The organism is Paraburkholderia sp. BL9I2N2 (assembly GCF_004339745.1).
Classification (GTDB): Bacteria; Pseudomonadota; Gammaproteobacteria; order Burkholderiales; family Burkholderiaceae; genus Paraburkholderia.
Window position 1 is genome coordinate 1,112,149 of sequence record NZ_SMGP01000004.1, and the last position, 25,151, is coordinate 1,137,299.

Annotated in this window: 22 protein-coding genes; 20 read left to right on the forward strand and 2 right to left on the reverse strand. The window is 61.5% G+C overall.

Translation table 11 applies throughout. The features are described 5' to 3' along the window. Window positions 1-3: 3 nt before the first annotated feature. From B0G74_RS41440 to B0G74_RS41500, 12 genes are all read left to right on the forward strand, one after another. Window positions 4-639: a response regulator gene (locus B0G74_RS41440; RefSeq protein ID WP_132383119.1), complete on the forward strand. Its 636-nt coding sequence runs from the start codon at window positions 4-6 to the stop codon at window positions 637-639. A 163-nt stretch (window positions 640-802) separates the two neighbouring features. Next, complete coding sequence (locus B0G74_RS41445) at window positions 803-1,189, forward strand: response regulator (protein ID WP_132383121.1); 387 nt, start codon at window positions 803-805, stop codon at window positions 1,187-1,189. 152 nt (window positions 1,190-1,341) lie between these two features. Then, window positions 1,342-1,917, forward strand: a complete 576-nt coding sequence (locus B0G74_RS41450; protein ID WP_132383123.1) for a lipid-binding SYLF domain-containing protein — start codon at window positions 1,342-1,344, stop codon at window positions 1,915-1,917. 393 nt (window positions 1,918-2,310) lie between these two features. Further along, entirely contained in the window at window positions 2,311-2,718 is a 408-nt protein-coding gene (locus B0G74_RS41460; RefSeq protein ID WP_132383127.1) for a hypothetical protein, read from the forward strand. 17 nt (window positions 2,719-2,735) lie between these two features. After that, on the forward strand, window positions 2,736-4,001 hold the full coding sequence (locus B0G74_RS41465) for an efflux RND transporter periplasmic adaptor subunit (RefSeq protein ID WP_132383129.1): 1,266 nt from the start codon (window positions 2,736-2,738) through the stop codon (window positions 3,999-4,001). Window positions 4,002-4,014: 13 nt separating this feature from the next. After that, entirely contained in the window at window positions 4,015-7,242 is a 3,228-nt protein-coding gene (locus tag B0G74_RS41470) for a multidrug efflux RND transporter permease subunit (RefSeq protein ID WP_132383131.1), read from the forward strand. A gap of 1 nt (window position 7,243) precedes the next feature. Continuing rightward, the gene (locus B0G74_RS41475; RefSeq protein WP_132383132.1) at window positions 7,244-8,743 is read left to right on the forward strand and encodes an efflux transporter outer membrane subunit; all 1,500 of its coding nucleotides are present in this window, start codon (window positions 7,244-7,246) and stop codon (window positions 8,741-8,743) included. Beyond that, window positions 8,740-10,005, forward strand: coding sequence for a paraquat-inducible protein A (locus B0G74_RS41480; protein ID WP_132383134.1), 1,266 nt, complete (start codon window positions 8,740-8,742; stop codon window positions 10,003-10,005). Before B0G74_RS41475 ends, B0G74_RS41480 begins: the two co-directional genes overlap by 4 nt. Beyond that, the gene (locus tag B0G74_RS41485; protein WP_132383136.1) at window positions 9,998-11,614 is read left to right on the forward strand and encodes an MlaD family protein; all 1,617 of its coding nucleotides are present in this window, start codon (window positions 9,998-10,000) and stop codon (window positions 11,612-11,614) included. Before B0G74_RS41480 ends, B0G74_RS41485 begins: the two co-directional genes overlap by 8 nt. Continuing rightward, entirely contained in the window at window positions 11,611-12,204 is a 594-nt protein-coding gene (locus tag B0G74_RS41490) for a PqiC family protein (RefSeq protein ID WP_132383138.1), read from the forward strand. The genes B0G74_RS41485 and B0G74_RS41490 overlap by 4 nt, the downstream gene beginning before the upstream one ends. Before the next feature lie 120 nt (window positions 12,205-12,324). Beyond that, a complete protein-coding gene (gene gltS, locus B0G74_RS41495; RefSeq protein ID WP_132383140.1) occupies window positions 12,325-13,524 on the forward strand; it encodes a sodium/glutamate symporter in 1,200 nt (399 codons plus the stop codon). A 164-nt stretch (window positions 13,525-13,688) separates the two neighbouring features. Continuing rightward, on the forward strand, window positions 13,689-14,984 hold the full coding sequence (locus B0G74_RS41500; RefSeq protein ID WP_207915795.1) for a TAXI family TRAP transporter solute-binding subunit: 1,296 nt from the start codon (window positions 13,689-13,691) through the stop codon (window positions 14,982-14,984). Window positions 14,985-15,118: 134 nt separating this feature from the next. Here the strand turns inward: B0G74_RS41500 and B0G74_RS41505 are convergent, their stop codons facing one another. Further along, complete coding sequence (locus tag B0G74_RS41505) at window positions 15,119-16,042, reverse strand: transporter (protein ID WP_243658549.1); 924 nt, start codon at window positions 16,040-16,042, stop codon at window positions 15,119-15,121. A 383-nt stretch (window positions 16,043-16,425) separates the two neighbouring features. Here B0G74_RS41505 and B0G74_RS41510 point away from each other — a divergent pair, with 383 nt between their 5' ends. From B0G74_RS41510 to B0G74_RS41535, 6 genes are all read left to right on the forward strand, one after another. After that, window positions 16,426-18,762, forward strand: coding sequence for a DUF3141 domain-containing protein (locus B0G74_RS41510; protein WP_132383144.1), 2,337 nt, complete (start codon window positions 16,426-16,428; stop codon window positions 18,760-18,762). A 6-nt stretch (window positions 18,763-18,768) separates the two neighbouring features. Beyond that, the gene (locus B0G74_RS41515; protein ID WP_279388646.1) at window positions 18,769-19,737 is read left to right on the forward strand and encodes a phosphate acetyltransferase; all 969 of its coding nucleotides are present in this window, start codon (window positions 18,769-18,771) and stop codon (window positions 19,735-19,737) included. A gap of 4 nt (window positions 19,738-19,741) precedes the next feature. Continuing rightward, window positions 19,742-20,929 carry an acetate/propionate family kinase gene (locus B0G74_RS41520; protein ID WP_132383147.1) on the forward strand — a complete coding sequence of 396 codons (1,188 nt, stop codon included), beginning with the start codon at window positions 19,742-19,744 and terminating at the stop codon, window positions 20,927-20,929. An 80-nt stretch (window positions 20,930-21,009) separates the two neighbouring features. Beyond that, entirely contained in the window at window positions 21,010-21,792 is a 783-nt protein-coding gene (gene fabI, locus B0G74_RS41525; protein WP_132383149.1) for an enoyl-ACP reductase FabI, read from the forward strand. Window positions 21,793-21,816: 24 nt separating this feature from the next. Beyond that, window positions 21,817-22,074, forward strand: coding sequence for an RNA-binding protein (locus tag B0G74_RS41530; protein WP_132383151.1), 258 nt, complete (start codon window positions 21,817-21,819; stop codon window positions 22,072-22,074). 151 nt (window positions 22,075-22,225) lie between these two features. Then, window positions 22,226-23,113, forward strand: coding sequence for a hypothetical protein (locus B0G74_RS41535; protein ID WP_243658550.1), 888 nt, complete (start codon window positions 22,226-22,228; stop codon window positions 23,111-23,113). A 219-nt stretch (window positions 23,114-23,332) separates the two neighbouring features. Here B0G74_RS41535 and B0G74_RS41540 read toward each other — a convergent pair whose 3' ends face one another. Next, a complete protein-coding gene (locus tag B0G74_RS41540) occupies window positions 23,333-23,806 on the reverse strand; it encodes a glycine zipper family protein (RefSeq protein WP_132383155.1) in 474 nt (157 codons plus the stop codon). Between the two features lie 508 nt (window positions 23,807-24,314). Here B0G74_RS41540 and B0G74_RS47740 point away from each other — a divergent pair. Together B0G74_RS47740 and B0G74_RS41550 are read left to right on the forward strand one after the other, a co-directional pair. Further along, entirely contained in the window at window positions 24,315-24,551 is a 237-nt protein-coding gene (locus B0G74_RS47740; RefSeq protein WP_342960744.1) for a hypothetical protein, read from the forward strand. Between the two features lie 115 nt (window positions 24,552-24,666). Then, complete coding sequence (locus tag B0G74_RS41550) at window positions 24,667-25,065, forward strand: RT0821/Lpp0805 family surface protein (RefSeq protein WP_132383157.1); 399 nt, start codon at window positions 24,667-24,669, stop codon at window positions 25,063-25,065. Window positions 25,066-25,151: the final 86 nt, after the last annotated feature.

Sequence of the window (25,151 nt, forward strand, 5' to 3'; positions counted from 1 at the left end):
ACCATGACAGATTCTGCTTCGCTTGTATTCGTCGTCGACGACGACGACTCCGTGTGCGGCGCGCTGGCGCGTCTGATTCGGTCAGCGGGCTATCGGGTGGAGACATTCGGTTCGGCACGCGCATTTCTCGACAGGATGCCGGTCGATGCCTGTCCCGCGTGCCTCGTGCTGGATATCGAGTTGCCGGATCTGAGCGGACTGGAACTGGCGCGCGAACTCAATGCGGCGCTGCCGATCATTTTCATCACGGGGCATGGTGACATCGCGATGGGTGTCGGCGCGATGAAAGCGGGGGCAACCGATTTTCTGCCCAAACCGGTGTCCGATACTGACCTGCTGCGAGCGATTGATCAGGCGCTCGCGTGTGCGGTGCGAATGCGCGCGACCCGGCTTGAGTTCGACTCGCTTCGTGATCGCGTCGAGCGGTTGACGCCGCGCGAGCGCGAAGTGATGTCGCTCGTCGTGATCGGCCTTCTGAACAAGCAGGTGGCAAGCGAACTCGGAACGGTCGAACAGACGATCAAGGTTCATCGCAGGCGCGTGATGGCCAAGATGGAAGTCACATCGCTGGCCCAACTCATTCGCATCGCGGACAAGGTCGGCCTTTCAGGCGTCGCGCATTCACACGCGGATCGCTGAGCGGCTGCAAGCGGCCTGACCGGCGTGTCGTCCGGGGATGCCATGAGGCCTTTCGGCGTCCACATTGCACCAAGGTCCACTATCGGCATTTGCGCCTGACTCATAGTCTATGGTTTGGGGGAGTGCACTGCCCCGTGCATTCCCGGACACCGGACTATGTGCAATGGGAAAACTCAAATCATTCGTTGTCGTCGTCGATGACGATGAATCGGTGTGCCGAGCGATCAAGAGACTTCTGCGCTCAGTCGGCATCGCTGCCGAAACCTTCGCAAGCGGCGACGCCTTTCTCGACGTGCTGTCATCCATGCCGTCATATCGTCCTGCCTGCGTCATTCTCGACGTGCAGATGCCGGGGCTCAATGGACTCGAGGTCCAGCAGCGTCTTTCAGGCAGTGGCACGCCTGTCATTTTCATCACCGCCCACGATAGCATCAGCGTGCGCGAACAAGCCTTCGCAGGCGGTGCGGTCGCCTACATTCTCAAGCCGTTCAACGATGATCTGTTCATCAGGACCGTACGCGCGGCCCTCGAAGGAGGACAGCCGCCGTAGTCTGAACACGTGCGGATTCGCCCCGTATTGGACCAAAGTTCAATTGCCATCGGACAGATCTGCTACCAATACTACCGGTACCTGAAGGGCGCGGTGCACGCCGTTCTGGGACCCGGTCACGCAGTGACTCTTTTTGAATGGAGCGTCCTATCATGTTCAAGCTTGTCCGCCTGATGGCAATGATTCCGGTTCTGCTCGCGGCGGTCGCCTGCTCGAGCATGAACTCATCCACGTCTGCGTCGGCGTCCGGGTCATCACGTCCTGAGCTGGATCAGAAAGCGCGTGATGCATATCGGTCACTGGTTGCAACAACGCCAAAGGCGGGGGAACTGGCGACCAAGGCCACTGCCGTCCTCGTGTTTCCGGACATCCTGAAGGCAGGGTTTCTTGTCGGAGCGCAGGGAGGCGACGGCGTGATGTTCGGCCCGGACGGCAAGGTGCTGGGCTATTACAACGCCACGGCACTGTCATACGGCCTGCAGGCTGGGGCACAGAGCTTCCATCAGGCAATGTTCCTGATGACACCGGCGGCGCTCAGTTATCTGAACAGCAGCGACGGCTGGTCCGTCGGCATGGGACCGAGTGTCGTTGTCGTCGACGAAGGCAAGGCGAAGTCGATGACAACGACCACGTTGCAATCCGATGTCTACGCATTCATCTATGGCCAGGAAGGCCTGATGGCGGGCCTCGGCGTGCAAGGACAGAAGATCACCAGGATCAAGCCATGAGTCCGCGACTTTACGGCGCTTTCTGACATCGGCGTCGGAGTGCCGTGAGTCGGTGCCGGAACTGGATTGTCCAGGAGGCGTTTCGCCATGCAACCCCTGATGCGAGTTTCACCCGGGCTTGTGATGTCGGCGCTGGGATGCTCACTGGCAGCCCGGCAACCCATCATTGACCCGGCTAAAGGCCAAAGCCCTCAGCGTCAACAGAGCGACACCGCCGATTGCCGGTTAGGGGCGAAGCAGACCACGGGTGTCGATCCCGTTGTGCTCGCGCAGCAGGCTTCCGGGGCTCAGGTATCCCGGCAGTTGGCCACGTATCACCGCGCGACGGCTGCGTGCATGACTGGCCGTCGGTACACGGTGTAGTAAAGATCGCAAGCAGCATGAGAGGGACCCATGAACAGAAAATGCGTACGTCTTCCGCTGGCGGCTATAGCGGTGTTGAGTGGGCTCTGTTCGGCCACGTTGTGCGCTGCCGAATTCGACGGCAGCAAGCCGCTGCTATGCGCCACCATCGATGCGCACGCCTGCGATCCAGGAGAAACCTGTTTGCGCGCCTTGCCGTCGGACTTGGGCGCACCGCAATTCATGCGCATCGACTTTGCGAAAAAGACCATTACCGGTCCCCAACGCGTGGCACCGATCCGCTTCATGCAAACCGATGAGAGTCAGATTGTTCTCCAGGGAACTGAATTCAGCTTCGCATGGACGATCGTGCTCGACAGGGTGGACGGCACGATCGGCGTGACGCTCGTCAACCGTGAAGACGCCTTGGTGCTGTTCGGTGCTTGCACCGCCATGTAGTCGCGACGGGTGATCTCATGAAACAAGCAACGCCTGATTTCTTCCTGCACAGGCTGCCGTCGCGCGATTCGCGACGGCAGCGCGCGCGCGCGCCCGCGCGGTTGCTGATCTACGCAACGTTGGCGCTGTGCGCTGCGTGCCACAAGCCGGCCCCGCCGCCGCAGGCCGGCGCGGCCGAAGTGACCGTGATGCAGGTCGAGCCGCACGATACGCCGGTCGAGTTCGAGTTCACCGCGCAGACGCAGAGCTCACGCGAAGTGGAGATTCGCGCCCGCGTGGACGGCTTTCTCGATAAGCGGGTCTATACCGAGGGTCAACTGGTCCATGCCGGGCAGACGCTCTTCCTGATGGACCCGAAACCATTCGAGGCCGCGCTGCAGACGGCCAAGGGCCAACTCGCGCAGCAGGAGGCGCGGCTCTATGTGACGAAGGCCAATCTCGCGCGCGTGATCCCGCTCGCCGCGCAGAACGCCTTGAGCAAGAAGGATCTGGACGACGCAACCGGCAACGAGAAGAGCGCGGAAGCGGCCGTGATCGCCGCCAAGGGGCAGGTGCAGACGGCGGAACTCAACCTCAGCTATACAACCATCAAATCGCCGCTCAACGGTCTGTCGAGCTTCGCGAGACAGCAGGACGGCAGCTATGTGACGGCCGGACAGGCCGGCTTGCTGACGTATGTCTACCAGCTCGATCCGATGTGGGTGAACTTCAGCATCTCCGAGAACGAGTTGCTCAGATACCGCGACGAGATCACCAAGGGCGCCCTTCGGTTTCCGGCTGATAACGACTTCATCGTGACTGTCTTGCTGGCCGACGGCAGCCAGTTTCCCGATCAGGGCCATATTAACTTCACCAATCCTGCGTTCAGCACGGAAACGGGCACGTTCCTGGTTCGTGCGTCGTTTGCGAATGCTCAAGGCACGCTGCGGCCCGGACAGTTCGTGCGTGCTCGCGTGGCCGGTGCGGTGCGCCCGAACGCGATTCTCGTGCCGCAGCGCGCGGTATTGCAAGGCTCGAAGAGTCACTTTGTATGGGTCGTCGACAACGACTCGAAAGCTCATCAGCGTGTCGTCGAAGTCGGCGAATGGCATGGCGACGACTGGTTCATCACGCAGGGATTGAAGGCCGGCGAGCGGGTCGTCGTCGACGGCGCGCTCCGCGTTACCGCCGATACACCGCTGAAGATAGTGGCATCGCCCCCACCCGCCGCGGCAGCCGACGCGCCAGAGGAGGGAAGCACCGGTTCGAAGGCGCGCCCATCCAGTACGGTCGCGGCAAAATAAACGGGCGAGCGATATGAACCTGTCCCACTTCTGCATCGACCGTCCGATCTTTGCGTCGGTGATATCGATTGTCATCACGCTTGGTGGCGCCGTCGCGATGGTCAATCTGCCGATCGCGCAGTACCCGGACATCACGCCGCCGCAGATCACGATCTCCGCGACCTATCCAGGTGCGAGCGCCGACGTGGTCGCCAACAATGTGGCCGCGCCGATCGAGCAGCAGGTGAACGGCGCGGACAACATGATCTACATGAGCTCGTCGAGCTCATCGACCGGCAACCTGACCGTCAATGCGTACTTCCAGATCGGCACCAACCCGGAACTCGCGCAGGTCGATGTGCAAAACCGTGTGAACCTCGCGTTGCCGCAGTTGCCGCAATCGGTGCAGGCGCAAGGCATCCAGGTACAGAAGAAGTCGTCGGCGTTCATGATGGTGATCGCGATCTATTCGCCGAGCGAGCGCTACGACGCGACCTACATCGCCAACTACGCCAACATTTACGTGCTCGATGCGTTGAAACGCATTCCCGGCGCCAATCAGTCGGCCATCTTCGGCACGCCCGACTACGCGATGCGAATATGGCTGAAGCCCGATCGCATGGCGCAACTGGGCATCACGGCCGGCGACGTGCAGAAAGCCGTCGCCAACCAGAACCAGCAGTTTGCTGTCGGCCGCCTTGGGCAGTCGCCGACGGGCTCGCCCGTTGAACAGTCGTTCGCGGTCACGACCACGGGCCGGCTCGCCGACCCCGCCGAGTTCGAAAACATCATCATTCGCGCGGCCAGCGGCGGCGCGGCGATCGTGCGCCTGAAGGACATCGGCCGCGCGGCGCTCGGGCAGAAGGACTATTCGATCCGCAGCCGCTATCAGGGCAAACCGGCGACAGTCATGGCCGTGTACCAGCAACCTGGCGCGAACGCGCTTGACGTGTCGAAACAGGTGCGCGCGACGCTCGCCGAGATGAAGAAGACGTTTCCGGAGGGGCTCGAATACAGCGTCGCGATGGACACAACCGAGTTCACCCGCGCATCCATTTCGGATGTCGTGCATACCTTTTTCGAAGCACTGGTGCTGGTCGTGATCGTCGTGTTCGCGTTCCTGCAGAGCCTGCGTGCGACGCTGATTCCGGTGCTGGCGGTTCCCGTATCGATTGTCGGCACCTTCATGGGGATGCTGGCGCTCGGTTTCTCGATCAACATGCTGACGCTGTTCGGCATGGTGCTCGCAATCGGCATCGTCGTGGACGACGCGATTGTCGTGATCGAGAACGTCGAGCGCAACATGAACGTGCACAAGCTGAGTCCAAAAGACGCCGCCAAGCGGGCAATGGACGAAGTCTCCGGCCCGGTCATTGCTATCGTGCTGGTGCTGTGCGCGGTGTTCGTGCCGGTGGCATTCCTCGGCGGCATCACGGGCCAGCTGTACAAGCAGTTCGCGATCACGATTGCGATCTCGGTGGTGTTCTCGGGCCTGGTTGCACTGACGCTGTCGCCGGCGCTGGCCGCATTGCTGCTCAAGCCCGGCCATCACGAAAAGCGCGGCTTCTTCAAGTGGTTCGACAGGAACTTCGAAAGGATGACGAACAGCTATACGCGTGCGGTCAAGCTGGTCATCAAGCGGTTCGTCGTGGCACTGTTGCTGTTTGGGGGGATGATCGCGCTCGCGGTCGTCATGATGCGTTCGATACCGACTTCGTTTCTGCCGCCGGAAGACCAGGGCTATCTGCTCGGCGCGATCATCATGCCGGACGCAGCAAGCCTCGATCGCACGGGCGACGTATCGCAGCACGTCACCGACTACTTCATGAAGCAGGATGCCGTGGGGAGCGTGACGATCGTCGATGGTTACAGCCTGCTCGACAGCCAGAACAAGAACAACGCGAGTACCTTCTTCATCGGCTTCAAGAGTTTCGACGAACGCTACAAATGGGCCAACATCCGCACGCAGAACGCACGGGCGGTGCTGATCGGCGCGTACGAGAACCTGTCGAAAATAAAGGAGGGCATCATCCTGCCGGTCAATCCGCCGTCGATACCGGGGCTCGGCACGACGGGCGGCACCGAGATGTGGATTCAGAGCAAGGGCGACGGCACGATCGCGCAGCTCGCGGACGTGGTGGACAAATTTCTGGAGAAGGCAAAGAAACGCCCCGAACTGGCGCGCGTGACATCGACCTTCAATGCGTCGTCGCAGCAATTGCTCGTCAACGTCGACCGGGACAAGTCAGAAACGCTCGGCGTTCCGGTCGAAGAAGTGTATAGCGCGATGCAGACCATGTTCGGCTCGCTATACGTCTCGCAGTTCAACCGGTCGAGCCGCCTGTGGCAGGTCATCCTCCAGGCTGAACCGGCGTACCGCTTGACGCCGCAGGATCTGAACCAGATCTACGTGCGCAGCAAGACCAACAGCATGGTGCCGCTCAAGGCTGTCGTGACCTCCCAGTACGTGACGGGCCCCGATCTCATCACGCGCTTCAACAACTTTCCCGCTGTCAAGATTACGGCCAACGGCGCGCCGGGCTACAGCTCGGGGCAGGTCATCTCCACGCTGGAAGAGGTCGCGGGTGAAGTGACGACGTCGGATTACGGTATCGGCTGGAGCGGTGAGGCATACGAGGCGAAGCAGGCGGGGGGCACGTCGAGCCTCGTGTTCGTGTTCGGTCTCATCATGGTGTTCCTGATTCTCGCGGCGCAATACGAGAAATGGAGCCTGCCGTTCGGCGTATTGATGGCGGTGCCGTTCGCGCTCTTCGGCGCGCTGCTGGCCATCCTGTTGCGCGGCCTCGAAAACGATGTGTACTTCCAGATCGGCCTGACGATGCTGGTCGCACTCGCGGCGAAGAACGCGATCCTGATCTTCGAGTTCGCGGTGCTGAACCGCGAAGGCGGCGAGTCGGTGTACGACTCCGCCGTCACGGCGGCGACCGAACGGTTGCGGCCGATCGTGATGACGTCGCTCGCGTTCATTCTCGGCTGCGTGCCGCTGGCCATTGCCACGGGCGCGTCGGCCAACAGCCGGCATTCGATCGGCACGGGCGTGATCGGCGGCATGCTCGGCGCGACGGTGATCGCCGTGTTCTTCATTCCGATGTTCTTCTACGTGCTTGAAACGATGTCGGAACGGAGCAGCAAGAAGAAAGATCCGAGCGGCGGAGCAGCGGGCGACGGCACGCCGCCTATCGCGCCGCCTGGCTCGGGCGCTCCGACCGCTAAACCCTCTGCCCGGCGCGAGGACGACTGACATGCGCGGCTCCGCGTTCATCATGCGTTTGGTGCCAGCCCTGCTGCTTGCGGGGCTGAGTCTCGGCCTGGGCGGTTGTCTGCTCGGCCCCGACTACGTGCGACCCACGGTGCCTACGCCGGCGACGTTCCGCTTCGAAGGAAGCGAGGCGGCCGAAGTTGCCAACGCGATGTGGTGGGAGCAATTCGGGGATCCCGTGCTGAATGATCTGATTGCCGCCGCGCTGGCCGACAACAAGGACGTGAAAATCGCTGCGGCGCGCGTCGACCAGTTTCTTGGCCAGTTCGTAACGACGCGCTCGGCCCTGTTTCCGCAGGTCAACGCGGGCTTTGAAGCATCGCGTCAACGCTCATCGATTGCTGGGCTGCCGACGCTGCCACCCGGCGTCAACCCCGTATTCAACGAATTTCAGGCGCCGCTGTCGGCCGCATGGGAGATCGATTTCTTCGGCAAGGTGAGACGTCAGACCGAGTCCGCGCGAGCAAGCCTGCTGGCAACTGAAGAAGGCCGGCGCGCAACGATCCTGTCGCTGGTGGCGTCGGTGGCCTCGTCGTACATCAATTTGCGCGACCTCGACCAGCAACTCTCGATCGCGAAGGCAACGACCGAAAGCCGTGCCGGCTCGGTGAAAGTATTTCAGGCACGGTTTTCAGGCGGCGACGTGTCGCAGATGGAACTAGCACAGAGCGAGTCGGAATACGAAGCCTCTCTCGCGACAATCCCGCAGATCGAGACGCAAATCGCCCAGCAGGAAGACGCGTTGTCCGTGCTGCTCGGTCGCAATCCCGGTCCGATTCTGCGTGGCCGCGAACTCACGGAGCTCGAGGTGCCGCCGGTGCCGGCAGGCCTGCCTTCCGATCTGCTTCAGCGTCGTCCCGATCTGCGTCAGGCCGAGCAGAACCTTATCGCCGCAAACGCATTGATCGGCGCCGCGCGCGCGCTTTACTTTCCGTCCATTTCACTGACGGGCCTGTTCGGAACGGCGAGCGGCCAGTTCTCGAAACTGTTCACCGGGCCGGCACGGATCTGGTCGTACGCAGGCTCGCTGACCGTGCCGATCTTTACCGCGGGCAGCATCAGCGGCCAGGTGAGCCAGGCGGAAGCGCAACAGCAACAGGCGCTGTTCCAGTACCAGCAGTCGATCCAGGTGGCCTTCCAGGAAGTCGACGACTCACTGATCGCACTGCAGAAGTCGCGCGAGCAACTCGTGGTGCAGGGCCGTCAGGTCGAAGCGTTGCGAACCTATTCACGGCTTGCGCGCTTGCGCTATGAAGGCGGCTATACGAGCTACATCGAGGTACTCGATGCCGAGCGTAGCCTCTTTAACGCGCAACTGAGCTACACGCAAACCAACGGACTCGTGTTCAGTTCGCTGATCGGTTTGTATAAGGCAATGGGCGGTGGCTGGGTTGTCGAAGCCGAGCGCATGACGGGGCAGGTCATGCAGCACGGGCCCGCTGCGCCCACGACCGGGCAGCCCGCTACGGAGCAAGCGCAATGACCGCCGAGCGCCTCATTGCCTGCCACGAATGCGACCTGCTGCAACGGGAAGCGCCGTTGACGGGCGAGAGCGTGCTGCGCTGCTGCCGTTGCGGTGCGGAGCTGTACCGTAACCATCCGGACAGTCTCGATCGTGCGCTCGCTTTCACAGTCACGGCGATCGTGCTGTTCGTGATCGGCAATGCGTTTCCGATCGTCGGGCTGTCGGTGAATGGCGATCTTGTCGAGACCACCTTGCTGGGCGCGGTGCGCGTGCTGTACAGGGACGGCATGTGGCCCATCGCGGGGCTGGTGTTCGTGACGACATTCCTCATGCCGCTCATGCAGATGTCCGCGATGGCGTATCTGCTGTTTCCGCTGTGGCGTCGGCGCCTGCCATACCGGCCCGACATCGTGTTTCGCGTGCTGCATCTGGCGCGGCCGTGGGGCATGACGGAGGTCCTGATTCTCGGGATGCTGGTCGCGCTGGTCAAGCTGGCGCATATCGCCAGCGTCGTGCCGGGCGTCGCGCTCTGGACCTTCGGTGCGTTGATGCTGATACTCGCGGCGGCCAGTGCCGCGTTCGATCCGCACGATCTCTGGCAGCGAATAGGCGGCCACTACCGCGCCGCGCCGGGCCCGGAAGAACTCGCCGAACCGGCCGCACGCACGGCAATGGCCAGCGGCCTGATGACCTGTCACGATTGCGGGTTGCTGACAAAAGCGGCGCCACACGTCCACGACGCGAGCTGTCCGCGCTGCGGCGCGCATCTTCACGAACGCAAACCGGCGAGCATCGCGCGCACCTGGGCGTTCCTGATCGCGGCGATGGTGCTGTACATCCCGGCGAACATGCTGCCCGTGATGAACACCAGTTCGCTGTTCGGCTCGGCGAAAGACACGATTATGAGCGGCGTGGTGTACCTCTGGACATCCGGCTCCTGGCCTTTAGCCATCATCGTGTTCATTGCGAGCATCGCCGTCCCGATGCTCAAGATCATCGCGATCATGTTCCTCGTTATCTCGACGCAGCGGCGCTCGCTCGCGATGCTGCAGCAGAGGACGCGCGTCTACCGCGTGGTGGAACTGGTCGGGCGCTGGTCGATGCTCGATATCTATGTGATCACGATTCTCGTCGCACTCGTCCAGTTCAATGCACTCGCGACCATCCAGGCAGGTCCGGCCGCCGTGGCTTTCGGCGCGGTAGTCGTGCTGACGATGTTCGCCGCCATGTCATTCGATCCGCGCCTGATCTGGGACGCAACGGAGCACGATCATGGCTAAACCTCCCGGTCAACCAGGGTCGCCGGACGTTCCTGAAGCTATTGCCACTCCGCGCTCGCGCTGGCGGATGCAGATCGTGTGGCTGGTGCCGCTGATCGCAGTGCTCATCGGCGGATGGCTGGCGGTGAAGGCGATCATGGAGCAGGGCCCGGCGGTGACGATCAGCTTCGAGACCGGCGAGGGGCTCGAAGCGGGCAAGACCAAGATCAAGTTCAAGAACGTCGACATCGGTGTGGTCAAGAGTGTCACGCTGTCGGGCGATCACCGCCGCGTGATCGCCACGGCCGAACTGTCCAAAGATGCCACCAACCTGCTGGTGGACGACACGCGGTTCTGGGTCGTGCGTCCACGCATTTCCGGCGGCACCGTATCCGGCATCGGCACGCTGCTGTCGGGCTCGTTCGTCGGCATGGACGTGGGCACATCGACGAAGCCGAGGCGCGATTACACAGGCCTGGAGTCACCGCCCGTGTTCGCTATCGGCGTGCCGGGCCGAGAGTTTGTACTGAAAGGCGCCGACATGGGTTCGCTCGATGTCGGTTCGCCCATTTTCTACCGGCGGCTGCAGGTCGGCCAGATCGTTTCGTACCAGTTGGACCCGGACGGGAAGGGCGTGACGATGCGTGTCTTCGTCAACGCCCCTTACGAGAAATACGTGAGGTCCGATACGCGCTTCTGGCAGGCGAGCGGGATCGACGTGTCGCTCGATACGACGGGCGTCAAGGTCAACACCGAATCGCTGGTGGCCATCCTGATCGGCGGACTCGCATTCCAGACGCCGGACCAAACGGCCGATGGAGCCGAGGCCGCCCCGAACGCCGAGTTCGCGCTGTACCACGATCGCGCCGAGGCGATGAAGCAGCACGATCGGATCGTCGATACCTATGCGCTGGTTTTCAGGGAGTCGGTGCGGGGGCTGGTGGTCGGCGCACCGGTCGATTTTTTCGGTATCGTGGTCGGCGAAGTCGCGGCGATCAATACGCGGTTTGACCCCGTTACCAAACAGTTCAGCATCCCGGTCGAGATACGTCTCTTTCCAGAGCGCTTCACGTCGCGCTATATGAAGGGAGGCAAAGGAAGGATCACCGACGACCCTCAGCGACTTGCGCAAACGCTGGTCGACCATGGCTTACGTGCGCAATTGCGCACCGGAAACCTGCTGACCGGGCAACTCTATATTGCACTCGACTTTTTCCCGAACGCGCCGAAGGCGAAGGTCGATTGGACCGTCACGCCGCCCGAGATACCAACCATACCTGGCGGCCTGCAGTCCATGCAGAATTCGGTGACGAGTCTCCTCGCCAAGCTCAACCAGATTCCATTTGGCGGGATCGGGAAGGGCGCGCAAAAGACGCTGGCCGATGCCGATAGCCTTCTCAAGCAGTTGCGGACCGATGTGGTGCCTCAGGCACGGGACACGCTCGCTGCTGCACAGACGACGCTGAATTCCGCGAACAGCACGCTACAGCCCGATTCCCCACTGGCGCAGAACACGACGGACGCCATGAACGAACTGGCGCGCACAGCGGCCGCTTTCCGCACGCTGGCGGACTATCTCGAACGCCATCCGGAGGCACTCATCCGCGGCAAGGTGGAGGATAAAAAGTGAAGCGCCTATCGCTATGCCTTGCCGTTGCGCTGACCACGGTCGTGCTCGCCGGTTGTGCCAGCTCGCCCAAGTCGGACTTCTACACGTTGAGTGCGGAGGCGCCGCGCGAAAGCGTCAATCATGGGCCGCCCATGATCGTCGTGATCGGCGCGGTCACCGTGCCCGAACTGGTCGACCGGCCGCAGATCGTTGTTCGCGCCGGCACGAACCATGTGACGATCGACGAATTCGCCCGCTGGGCTGAGCCGCTGAAGAGCCAGATTCCGCGCGTGTTCGTCGCCGATCTCTCGCAGCTGCTGAACAGCCCTCGCGTGTCGACTTTGCCGATAGGCGGCGACGTGGCGGCGGCCTGGCGAGTGCGGATCGACGTCCAGCGCTTCGACGCCTTGCTCGGCGATGCCGTGACTGTCGATGTCTTGTGGTCGGTGTTGCCACCCGGTAAAGCGCCGCCGATCACCGGCCGGACCATCGCGAGCGAGCCCTGCGCGGGCGCGGGCTACGAAGCGGCGGTAGTGGCCTGGAGCAAGGCGCTTGCCACCGTGAGCCGCGCGATCGCGGCCGGCATCCGTCCGCCGACGACCGTCGACTGACGCCGGAACGGAGAACGGAGGTCTATTAGCGGTCATATGTCGCCGAGGTTCGCGTCGGCTGAAACCAGGATACCCCGTTTCCGGGGTCACTGATCGATCGCTGGACTGGAGAAGAAGACCGTGAGCCTCGATACGCTGGAAGTGCTGATGGCCGCGTCGCTCGTTCTTCTCCTTGGACGACAGATTCTTGCCCGGGTCAGACTTCTGCGTACGTACAGCATCCCCGAACCGGTTGTCGGCGGCCTGCTTGTATCGCTGCTGGTGTTTGCGTTGAACCGCGCCCTGCAGATCGACGTCCGTTTCGATACCACGCTTCAAGTGCCGCTGATGCTGACGTTCTTCGCCACCATCGGCCTGAATGCAGACCTCGCGCGACTGAAAGCGGGCGGGCGCTCGCTGATGGCGTTTCTGGGTGTCGTGGTCGGCTTGCTCGTGATGCAGGATGCGCTCGGTATCGGACTCGCCTGGGCACTGGGCCAGGAGCGCTTGCTCGGCCTGCTTGGGGCGTCCATCACGCTATCGGGTGGCCACGGCACGGGTGCGGCATGGGCCAAGGTGTTTGCCGAGCGCCACGGCCTCGCATCGGCGACCGAAATTGCGATTGCCTGCGCCACCTTCGGTCTGATACTCGGGGGATTGATCGGCGGGCCGGTCGCGCGCTTTCTGATCACCCGCTATCGGCTTGCCCCGAATCCGGAGACGGAAGGTGCAACCTCGACCGGTTTCGAGGAGCCCAATACGGTACGGCCGATCACCGCGGAGGCCGTCATCGAAACCGTCGCGCTGATTGCGGTTTGTCTTGCCGTGGGTTCGGCGATCGCGTTATTGCTGAACGGTACGGCTTTCGAGTTGCCGGCGTTCGTGTGCGTCCTGTTCGTCGGTGTCGTACTGCGCAACGGGCTCGCGGTGCGCGGCTGGTATCGCGTGTTCGAGGACGCGGTGTCGGTACTCGGCAACGTTAGCCTCGGTCTCTTTCTTGCTATAGCGTTGATGAGCCTGCGGCTGGGGGATCTCGCATCGCTCGCTTTGCCGCTGTTCGTCATTCTGGTGGTGCAGGCGATCGCGATGGCGGCTTACGCCATTGTCGTCACGTTTCGGGTGATGGGGCGCAACTACGACGCGGCAGTGCTCGCAGCGGGTCACTGTGGATTCGGCCTCGGGGCAACACCGACCGCGATAGCCAACATGCAGGCGATCACAGGACAGTTCGGTCCTTCCCATCTGGCCTTTCTGGTAGTACCTATGGTGGGGGCGTTTTTTATCGACATCGCGAATGCGATCGTCATCAAGTTGTTTTTGTTGCTGCCGCTCTATGGCTGACGGCGGACACCTGCAGGTGACAAACTCCCCGGGTCATTCGCGACTGCCGGCAACGGTTCCGCACAGAGGCTCGCCGAGTCCACCTCGCGCGGAACAGGCCAGACGGGAGATGCCGAATAATGACCAGGCACAACCCAGTGCTTCAGCGTAGCAGCAAAGCCCCCATGACACCCGGGCGCCGGCGGCTTCTGTTCATTGGCGCAATCTTGCTGTTGGCCGCGCTAGGTTGGGGGCTTGCGACGCTCATCAAGCCCGCCATCCAACGCACGATCGTCATTACAACCGGGGCGGACAACGGCATCTATCGCGGTTTTGCGGATCGCTATGCGCCCATCCTGAAACGCGACGGCATTACTCTGGTTATCCGCAGCTCTTCCGGTTCGGTCGAAAACTATGAACGGCTGAAGAATCCGGATAGCGAATACGAGGTGGGTTTTATTCAATCAGGCACCACCAGCCCGAAAGAAACCGATCATCTGCAGACCATCGCTGCCGTCTCGTATGAACCGATCTGGGTGTTCTATCGTGGCGACATCACCGTCAACCGGCTCGTGCAACTGCGCGGCAAAAGGATCGCCATCGGCGTCTCCGGCAGCGGGCTGCTCAACGTCGCCCAGGTATTGCTCTCCTATAGCGGCGTCACTCGGGACAATACTTCGCTGATGCAAATGGATGCCGTCACGGCATATCAAGGCCTTGAAGACGGCAAGCTGGATGCTGCTTTTTTTATAGGCAGGCCCGACGCTCCGATGCAGCACACGCTACTCAACAGCAATCTGAAACTGATGGGTTTTGCCCAGGCCGACGCGCTGGTGCAAAAATTCCCGTCTCTCTCCAAGATCGTTTTTTCCCGCGCCTCGATCAGCATAGTGGATGACCTTCCGCAAGCCGACATCACCCTGTTAGCCGCCACCGCTCTGCTCGTGTCGAAAGACACCATGCATCCCGCACTGGTCTACCTGCTGCTAGACGCGGCCAGAACCGTGCACGGCGCCGAAGATTACTTTACGCCGCACGGCGCGTTTCCCAACCTGAACACCGACGAATTTCCCATTTCGGACGAAAGCACGCGCTACTTCAAATCCGGTCGTCCGTTCCTGCAGCGCTACCTTCCGTTCTGGCTGGCCAGCTTTGTCGAAAGGCGTCTGCTGATCCTGGTACCGTTCATAGCCATAATGCTCGGCTTGCTACAGGCGTTGCCGCGCATGGTGGAGGGGCGGATCAAGAGACGGCTCGCGGTTTGGTACCGCGAAATCAAAGCGCTGGAAGATGAAATATGGAAAAACAGGCAACCGACCCGTGAGCAGATTACGCAATGGCGCGATGAAATCGAGGACATCGATGCACACGCCAGTCAGATACGGATACCGCAGCGCTATTTTCAGGATGTGTACGCGCTCAAACAGGCGATCAGTGTCGTCAGGGATCGGATTGCCCGAATTGCAGGAAACATCAAGTAATAACCAACTTGCCTCTAGCAGGCACTCGGTGTCTACCCGGCAATGCCGTGGAGTCCTCTCGTATCTGGCCGAAGACAAATGGCGCGACGTGCCATTGGCAAGGCCGTGTTGCACTCGCAGGCGCCGCGGCCTCTTCAGCGGTCGAACCAGCGGTACTGCAGCGTCAAGGCGATGGACGTGAAGTTGCCCCCGGCGCGTGTGACAAGACCGTGCGAATACGCGAGCTTCGTCGACCAGCCTCGGGCGATCGGCAAGGAAAAGGTGACACCGTAACGCACGTTGGCCTGGCGATCCTCACCCGGCACATCGTTGACCGACGTTCGGCCTCCAGCGGCGTATCCGAAGTCGGCTGCGATCCAGAGTCCGGGGCGGAAGGTATAGCCGCTGTGCAATTGGAACGCCATCAAGGGGGCTTGAGAGCGCTGATTGCCGCCGAAGAAGTTATTGTTGCTCGTGAAGAACCACACTCCCGCGGACCCATCGACAAACCAGTCGCCCAAAGGCTGAGATACCCCTATTTCAGGTTTGAACGAGTACCGGTTCGCGCCGACATTCACGAGCCGGGAGCCCACGTACTGGCCGCTGGGCACGACTATCGTGAGGCTCGTGCCGACCGAAGTGGTCGACTGTGGCCTGATGAACGCCTCGACGGGCAAAGGCGGATTACCGAAAAGATTGAAGGCGAAGCGCAGCCGGATGTCGCCAAGGCCGGCGCGATGCACTTGCGTCGGTGCATCGATCACATTTCCACTGACATTGCCGCGCGCAAAGGGCGCCGCGATTCCGAACGATGCGGTGTGCCCCACGAGGCTAAAAGTCGAGACATAACCAAGCGAGTAGATGTTGAACCGAGCCTGCACGCCTGAGATCGGTAACGAAGAATCGGTCAGCACGTCGCCTGAAAGATAGGCCCAGGTTGCGACCAGGAAATGGGTGCCGATGGGCGACGGAGAATAGGTGCGTGGTTCGAGTTCCTGAGCGCACGTGGCGGTGACTGAAAACAGAAGTCCGAGTGCGCTGTATTGGATTGGCGCCCAACGGCATGGACGACGTCTCATTGTCGACCCTGGGCTCGCGATCACGCGTGGAAATGAACGCGCGCCCGCACCTGAAGTATATGAGAGAGCATAGGCAACGAGCCTACCTGTCGCCCTCCGACGGAGGAATAGGACCTTGGTCCGATTGGCAGATATCGGAAGTCGCCACACCATGAAAACAAAAATCGGATAGTGCGGCTTGATGCAATCGCGCTCCCATGTGGCATTGCGGCAAAGGCTGCGGCGAGTGCTCCGCCGTTGCGCCAAAACCTGTTTGCGTGCGCGAAAAAGAGCACAACCCGACTGTCGGGAAGCATGTTGGCGGCGGCGCAAAAGAGCGCGCGAACCGCGCGGTCGTTGCCATGGGGCTGTGCTCGCCTCGTGCACCTTTCAGGAGTCGCCGAATGGACGCAAGAACGCAGTTGTCCCGCAGTCAGGACATTGCCGCGAAAATCTCCCGCGTGCTGCAAAGGCGTACCCAGGTCGCGCAGGAGAATTTGAGTGAACGACTAGGCGATGCGCTTGGCCGCGATCAGGAGGACATTCGCTCGCAGGGTGCTATTCCGACATCATTTGATCCACTGCATACGTGGCAATACGTCACCGACGTTGCACAGCGCTCACTTCTCTTCTGGGACACGCTATACCAGCGCGGAACCGAGTTCGTCGAACGAAGTGCCGGTAATCCGACGCCGGTGCTGCATTTCGAGTATGACATCGTGCTCGACGGTCGCAAGTTCAAGCGACCGGTCAACTATGCGTTGCTGCAACTTCGTCCGCCCGCAGGCGTGGATATCGACGTGAAGAAGCGTCCCTATTTGATCATTGATCCACGTGCCGGACACGGTCCCGGTATCGGCGGTTTCAAGGACGACTCGCAGGCCGGCGTCGCGCTTCGCGCGGGACACCCTGTTTTTTTCGTGGTGTTCTTTCGCGATCCCGAGCCCGGCCAGACGATGCTCGACGTTTGCAGCGCCGAACAGCAGTTCGTAAGAAAGGTTCGCTCGCTGCATCCGGAGAGTCCAAAGCCGGCGGTCATCGGTAACTGCCAGGGAGGCTGGGCGGCAATGATGCTTGCGAGTTCCGATCCGGACGAGACCGGCCCCATCGTCATCAACGGCGCACCGATGTCGTACTGGAGCGGCGCCTGGAGCGAAGGCGAGGGCGACAATCCGATGCGCTACGCCGGCGGCCTTCTCGGGGGCTCGTGGCTCGCATCGTATGCGGCGGATCTGGGCAACGGCAAATTCGACGGCGCCCATCTGGTGCAGAACTTCGAGAATCTGAACCCAGCCAACACGTTCTGGGAAAAGTATTACCACCTGTTCGCGAATATCGATACCGAGCCGGCGCGTTTTCTGGAATTCGAGCGTTGGTGGGGAAGCTATTACCTGATGAATCGCGAGGAGATCGAGTGGATCACGCGCAATCTGTTCGTCGGCAACAAGCTCTGGTCGGGGGGAGTAAGCAGCGGTCACGGCGAGCCGTTCGATCTGCGCAAGATCCGTTCGCCGATCGTGCTGTTCGCCTCGATGGGCGATAACATCACGCCCCCTCAACAAGCGTTCAACTGGGTCGTGGACCTCTACAAAAGCACGGAAGAGATCAAGTCGCGAGGGCAGGTGATCGTTGGCCTGATGCACGAGGATATTGGCCATCTCGGCATCTTCGTCTCCGGGAGGGTCGCAAAGAAAGAGCATAAGCAGATCGTTTCCGTGCTGGAGACGATCGAAACGTTTCCGCCGGGCCTCTACGGCATGTCGATCAACGAAGTCAAAGGCGGGTCCGGCGAGACGGAATACGAAGTCGAATTCCGTGAATGCCGGCTCGAGGACATCTCCGCGCATTTCAACCGATTCGGGCGCGTGGACGAGAAGCCGTTCGAGGCGGTGGCCGCGCTGTCGGAGTTGAATCAGCGAGTCTACGAACTTGTCGGGCAACCCGTGGTGCAGGCGATGTCCAACGAGACGAGCGCCCGCATGTTGCGCGAGTTTCATCCACTGCGGCTTCAGCGCTGGGCGTTGTCTGGAATGAATCCCTGGCTCGGATGGTTGCATCCGGCCGCGCAGGCGGTCAGAGAGAGTCGCCAACCGGCCGCCGCGGACAACCCTTGGCGCAAGCTTGAAGAGACCGGATCGGAAATCATCGGCGCGTCGCTCGACTACTACCGTGCGATGCGCGATGCGGCGACCGAGGCCGGATTCTTCGGCATCTACGCGAACATGTATTCAATGTTTCTTGCCGATCGTTCACCCGACGGCGCCAATGTGGAAACGCTCACAACCGGTCCTCGCGACACGCCGTTCGTGCAGGCAGCGTTGCAGTCGATCAGCGAAGGCGGCTACACGGAGGCGCTGGCGCGCGCGGCGTTCCTTCTCGCACGCAAGGGTGCGTCTTTGCCGCTCGCGCGACTGGAGATGCGCAAGGAACTGGCTGAAATCTATGCGGACTATCTGCCGGACATCAGTGCGGACCAATGGCGGCGCATACGAGGTGTCCAGGAGATCATCGCGCGTTACGAACCCGAAGCGGCCATTACGACACTGCCGACGTTGCTCACCCGCGTCGAGGACCGTGAGCGCTTCCTGGAACTGCTTGGAAAGCTCATGGCGGACGAACGCGTGTTGAATTCGGCGCCCGACGACGAACAACTGGCGGCGCTCGAACGCATCCGCGCCGTGCTCGTATCGCGTGTCGGTCGCAAGCGTCAGGGGTCCTTGTCCGACCGGGTTCGCACATGACCCGTGTTGCAATGCAGAACCACGAGGGAAACGTCGATGGAACCCAGACATGCGAAGTATGAGCGCTTGATCGAGTACTGCAGGAACTTGCCGCCACTGCCGACCGCAGTCGTGCATCCGTGCGACCACAGCTCGCTCGCAGGCGCCGTGGAGGCGGCCGGAATGGGCTTGATAGCGCCGCTGCTGGTCGGACCGCGCGCGCGTCTCGAGTCGCTCGCCGAGGAGCATGGCATCAAGATATCCGAATTTACAATCGTCGATGCGCCGCATAGCCATGCGGCGGCCGCCGCAGCGGTGCAACTCGTTCGGGAAGGCAAGGCAGAGGCATTGATGAAAGGCAGTCTGCACACAGACGAGTTGATGGCGGAGGTGATCCGGCGCGATGCCGGCATGCGCAGCGCGCGACGCATCAGTCACTGTTTCGTCATGGACGTGCCGGAGTACGAACATGCGCTGATCATCACCGACGCCGCTATCAATATCGCGCCGACGCTGGAGGAGAAGGTCGATATTCTGCAGAACGCAATCGATCTTGGACACGCGTTGCTGTTTGACGAGGTGCGTGTAGCGATCCTGTCCGCAACCGAATCGGTCAATCCAAAAATCCCGTCGACGGTCGAAGCGGCGGCGCTTTGCAAAATGGTGGACCGGCGCCAGATTACCGGCGCGCTGGTCGACGGCCCGCTCGCGCTCGATAACGCGATCAACGTCGAAGCCATGCGAATCAAGCAGATCGATTCACCGGTCGCCGGCCGGGCCAACGTGCTAATGGTGCCGGACCTCGAGTCCGGCAATATGCTCGCGAAAAGCCTGTCCTTTCTTGCGGGAGCGGATGCGGCGGGCATCGTCCTCGGTGCGCGCGTACCGATCATTCTGACTAGCCGCGCCGACTCCGTCACCACGCGTCTCGCGTCGTGTGCGGTTGCCGCGCTGGTGGCGAAAGCGCGGCGCGAGGCCGGCAAGGTAATCGGGTGACGATATGGCCGATGTGATCCTGGTCTTGAATGCGGGCTCGTCCAGCCTGAAGTTCAGTGCATTCGACGCGCAAACGCCTCGCCTCGACCTGGTCCTGCACGGTCAGCTCGAAGCGCTGTACACGAACCCTCGCTTTTGCTCGACGGGTCGGGACGGCGAGGTGGATACCGAGGAATGGGGCACCGACTACCAACTGGGTCATCTTGGCGCAATCGAGTATCTCGCAGGTTTTCTGCGCAGCCATGGCGAGGGGCATCGCCTGATTGCGGTCGGTCATCGGGTCGTGCACGGCGGCCAGCGGTTTTCCAGGGCGGTCATGGCGACGCCCGACGTGACCGACGAACTAGAATGCCTCAGCCCGCTTGCACCGCTGCATCAGACGCACAACCTCAAACCGATTCGGATCATCGCGCAATTGCGCCCCGAGATTCCGCAAGTTGCCTGCTTCGACACCATGTTTCACAACACGCAGACGGAAACCTCGAAGGCATACGCACTGCCTGCGTCGATTGCGGAGCGGGGTGTGCGCCGGTACGGTTTTCACGGGCTATCGTACGAATACATCGCCAGCGTGCTGCCGGAGGTCGCGCCCGCCGCTGCCGGCGGGCGTATCGTCGTGGCGCATCTCGGCAACGGTGCCAGCATGTGCGCAATGGTCGCGGGAAAGAGCGTTGCCAGCACGATGGGATTCACGGCCGTGGATGGGCTGCCTATGGGCACGCGTTGCGGAAGCCTCGACCCCGGCGTCATCCTGTATCTGCTCGACGAACTGAAGATGGATTCGCAGGAAATTGCAGACCTGATATACAAGCGCTCAGGTCTGCTCGGCATGTCGGGGGTGTCGAGCGACATGCGCACGTTGTTGGCGAGCACCGATCCGCATGCGCGCTTTGCGCTCGACGTCTACACGTACCGGATTGGGCGCGAACTCGGCAGTCTTGCCGCGGCTATGCAGGGTATCGACGGCCTTGTGTTCACGGCCGGCGTCGGCGAGCACGCGGCGGCGATTCGGGAACGGGTGGTGCTTGACGCGGCGTGGCTAGGAGCCGAACTGGACGACGCGGCCAATCAGGCCGGCGGCCCGTTGATCAGCCGTCCTTCGAGCAAGGTATCGGTGTGGGTCATTCCAACCAACGAGGAACTCATGATCGCCCGGCATACGCAGTCTGTTACCAGTGCTTCGGCGTTGTGAAGCTAACTGGCGGACCACGGAAACCCGCGCAAGCATCGCGAACATTGTCCATCGCAGGCTTTCTATGAAGGAGTTCCACCATGCCGATCGAACAACCGCGGTTGATCCTGAAGGAGGCGAGAGCGCTGGTCACTGGCGTCGCCAACGAGCATTCGATTGCGTACGGTTGTGCAAAGGCATTTCATGAGCTCGGGGCCAGTCTTGCGCTCACCTACGCGAACGACAAGGCCAGGCCTTACGTGGAACCGCTTGCACAGGCGCTCAACGCAGAGATTTTCATGCCGCTCGACGTGACGCATGACGGCGAACTGGAGGCCGTCTTCGAGCAGGTCGAGAAGGTGTGGGGGAATCTGGATATCCTCGTTCACGCCGTTGCATGGGCGCCGCAAGAGGACTTGCACGGCGGACTGCTGCAGTCCTCGCGCGATGGTTTCCTGAGCGCAATGGACATTTCCTGCCATTCGTTCGTACGCATGGCGCGCCTTGCCGCGCCGTTAATGAAAGACGGCGGAACCATGCTGACCATGAGCTACTACGGCGCGAACAAAGTCGTGCCGAACTACAGCGTGATGGGGCCGGTCAAGGCGGCCCTCGAAGCCTGTACGCGATATCTGGCATTTGAGCTGGGGCCAAAGGGCATACGGGTGCATACCATTTCTCCCGGTCCGCTCAAGACACGCGCAGCTTCGGGCCTGAAGGATTTCGAGTTGCTGCTCAACGAGGCCGTACATCGTGCGCCGCTGGGCGAAGTGGTCGACATCATGGACGTGGGCTACACCTGCGCGTTTCTGGCCACGCCGTATGCGCGACGGCTCTCCGGCTCCACGTTGTATATCGACGGCGGACTGAACATCATGGCCTAGGGCAACTGGCAAGGAGCGACCATCATGGCTGAACTGCTGCTTGGAAATGTGGAAGAAACCGTCTCTGATGAGGAAATCAGCGAGTTCTTGATAAGGTACGGATTTCCTCAGTGCAGTGAGATCCGCCGTATAGCCGGTGCGGGCTCGCGGCCGGCGGCGTTGGTGATCTTCAACGATGTGACTGCCGACGGGCTGCGAAAACTGCAGACGCGTGTCCACAACATGTACTGGAAGAACCGCACGATCACCGCGCTGCTTCTTCCTGAGCGTGACGAATCATAGATATCGGCTGGAGCGGAACATGGGTCTGCTGTCGTGGTTGACCGGAAAACGCACACCTGAAGAAGGCGATGTCCAGCAGACGAAGGAAATCGTTGATCGGATCGTCAGGCTCAGTCCGCAATTGCGTCTCGCGCGTGACTACGAGGCGCGTATGGCGCCCGCAGTGCGCAAAGCGATCGATTATCTGACGCGCCTCGCGGAAGAGATGCCCCCCGCGTGTGAAGCAAGCGCGGCTGCCTGGACAACGGATCCGTACATTCACGCTTTTTTTGCCGCGCCTGATGATGTTTGCGCGCTCTTTAGCCACTCGGAGGCAGTGCGCGCCTACTTCCGCGATCACCCTGAGGCGGAGGAAGCCTTCGCCGTGCTCGGAATGGCCATCATGGAAAAGAGCATTCTCGGCGTGGCGCAACATGGGGCAACGATCCGGACCGACGTCGTGCAGACGACGGTCAGCTTTAGCGATCATCAGGTGCGCGTTTGCGGTGTGTCGGAAGCAGCGCTCCGGCGGGAAATCGTGCTGCGGGTCGTCGACCAGCTTGCGCTCGAGGGAATCAGCAAAATCGAGGCGGACGAGTCACGGCGTGATTCGCTCGAACAGGAGCGGGCGCTACTCAGGACACGCCTTGCACTTCTTGAACGGCAGGGGGCCGGGGTGCGTTCGCTGCTGGGCAGCGAAGCGTCGTGCAACCCAGCGGAAGCCATGCGCCTGCAGGCGCGCATCGAAGAGAACAATCAGGCTCTGGCGAGTCTCGGCCTGAAGACCGAAGCGCTGGAGCGAGAACTGGATGTGATTTGCGGCGTGCTGTCGTCACCGGACTCGCATTTCTACATCTTGAAGAAGACATTCCGGCTGGACCGGTTGAACGTCATCGTGGAGGAAGTGGGCGTCCGCCCGGCAGAAGAAATAGAGTTTCGGATAGCCCGTTTGCCTGCGAGTCCGGAGACGATGCGCGCCTACGCGATGGTGCGCTTTCAGCGTAGCAACCTTCTGCCGGTCCGCAGCATGTTGACGGAAGCCGGACGGTTGCTGATTTGACGGCAGGCCTCTCACGCACCGTGCCGGGTACCTGGCACAGAGGGTGGCTCCGTCTGTGCGAACCCCGTGTTGCTGAGAGCCACGAGCGTCGCCACGATGATGAGCTTGCTGTCTCTCATGCTGCTGTCCTTTGACGCATACGCGCACCGTGTTTTGCGGCCTGATTGGCCGCCTTTTCCTTCATGACGGACGCGCGTCGCGCTGCCCTTACGATGCCGCTCACTTGATCGTGTAGCCACGACCTTCCATGCAAGCAGCGTAGGCACGGTTGAAGGTGTCCATGGCGCCTTGCGACTGCGACTGCGCCGATGCTGACGCAGCGCGCCGGTTTTGCCGGGCGCGCGAGCCGCCGACCATCGTTCCGGCCGTGGCGCCGATCGCCGCGCCTTTTCCTGCGTCACCGGCTATGGCTCCGATCACCGCTCCGCCAGCCGCGCCACGCGCCGCGCCTTGAACGCGTTCGCCTCCGCCCACTGCCGGTCCAGAAGGCGGCGGCGGGGCGTTGGCCACGGCAGTTGGATCGACTCCGGTGTTAGTCTTGGCCCATGAATAACATGCTCCGTCGTCCTGCTGCTGTTTTTGCTGGCTTTGACCCTTGGCGGGATAAGCGATCGGCTTTCCCTGCGCGGCGACGTCAACTGATATCAATGCGGCTAAAGTGGCAAAAACGCAGTACTTCGTTAACGTATTCACGGCAGCTCCTTGCTTGAGCCCACGCTAATGCAGGTCACCGGTCACCTGAATGCGAGCAGCCGGTAACTGACACCGTCATGGCAATTCTGCCGGGATCTCGCGCTGGGCGATGTGTGTGCAACAACGGCAGGTTGGCTTTTATCATTGCGTTCCCGTCATACCGCGCGCAATCGGACTAAGGTCGTATTTTTGCCGTCCGGCGCCTCGTCAGTCTCTGAGATCGATGATCTAAGACCAAGGTCCGATTGGTATCGCACTGGCCCACCTATAAGCTGCAATAGCGGTTGGCGATTCGGCGCGCTGGGCCTCGATCGCCGCACTAACGGCCGTGCTGATAGCTGGCATGTGCCTCATTGCGTGGTTGCTGCGTCTCAGTTCATTGGTCAATTTCACCAGCGAGGCACGTGCGCGAGATGGTCTGGCTGAAGATCCGCTCCACCGCTGAGCCGGTCAGACTTCTGATCTTTACCTGTCCGCGTCGCCCGTTGTCGATCTGGCGGGCGCGCGAATGCTCAAGACGTTGCATGAAGCACTTCAGACAGCCGCAATAGGGATGAAAGTGGTCGCCGCGCACGGAGACGCGCGAGATATGCTTCGCGCCGAGGGTCTCGAAGATCGCCTCGGCCTCATCGATCGGCGCAACCCGGTCGCGGACTCGTCGACGAATTCCATTCACGAAAAGTATGACCGACGGAACCGATGCAGCCGCTCACATCAACGGATAGCGCAGGCAGCGGTTGGATGAGGCCGCGAGGCCGTGGCTCTCAGCGCATCTGCATGACGCTATCGCTGTTTTTGTCGTGCCAGCGCCGAGGGCAATGCTATTGCTTTCCGGATCCGCTATTGAGGGAGATACACCGATGCCCGCCCAATCTCGCGTTGCGATACACGTTCTACCGCACTGGTTGATAGGTGCGGCTCTGCTGGCCGGAGCGACTGTCGGCTACGCTGGAAACCTGAACTTCCTGAAAGATACGCCGATCAGTTACATGAGGGAAGCTGACCGGAAAGCACTTAACGACGCCGCGCAGACCGCGCTTGAAACAAAGAAGGATGGTGAAACGTTGGAATGGAACAACGCGGGCACCGGCAATCCCGTATCCATCAAGGGCACGGTGACTCCGCACGATACCTCGCACAAGGGCGATCGAACCTGTCGGACGACGACGCTCGTGGCTATCGCAAAGGGCCAGACGCAAAGCTGGATGCCCACCGTCTGTAAGCACGGCAACGGCCTCTGGAAGATACTGAGGCAATGAGTGGCTGGCGGAAGCGTCCCGCATAACTGAAGCGGCACCGGGGTCGCCACGCCGAGGGCGACGTCCACAGTGCTCTCCAGTATTCA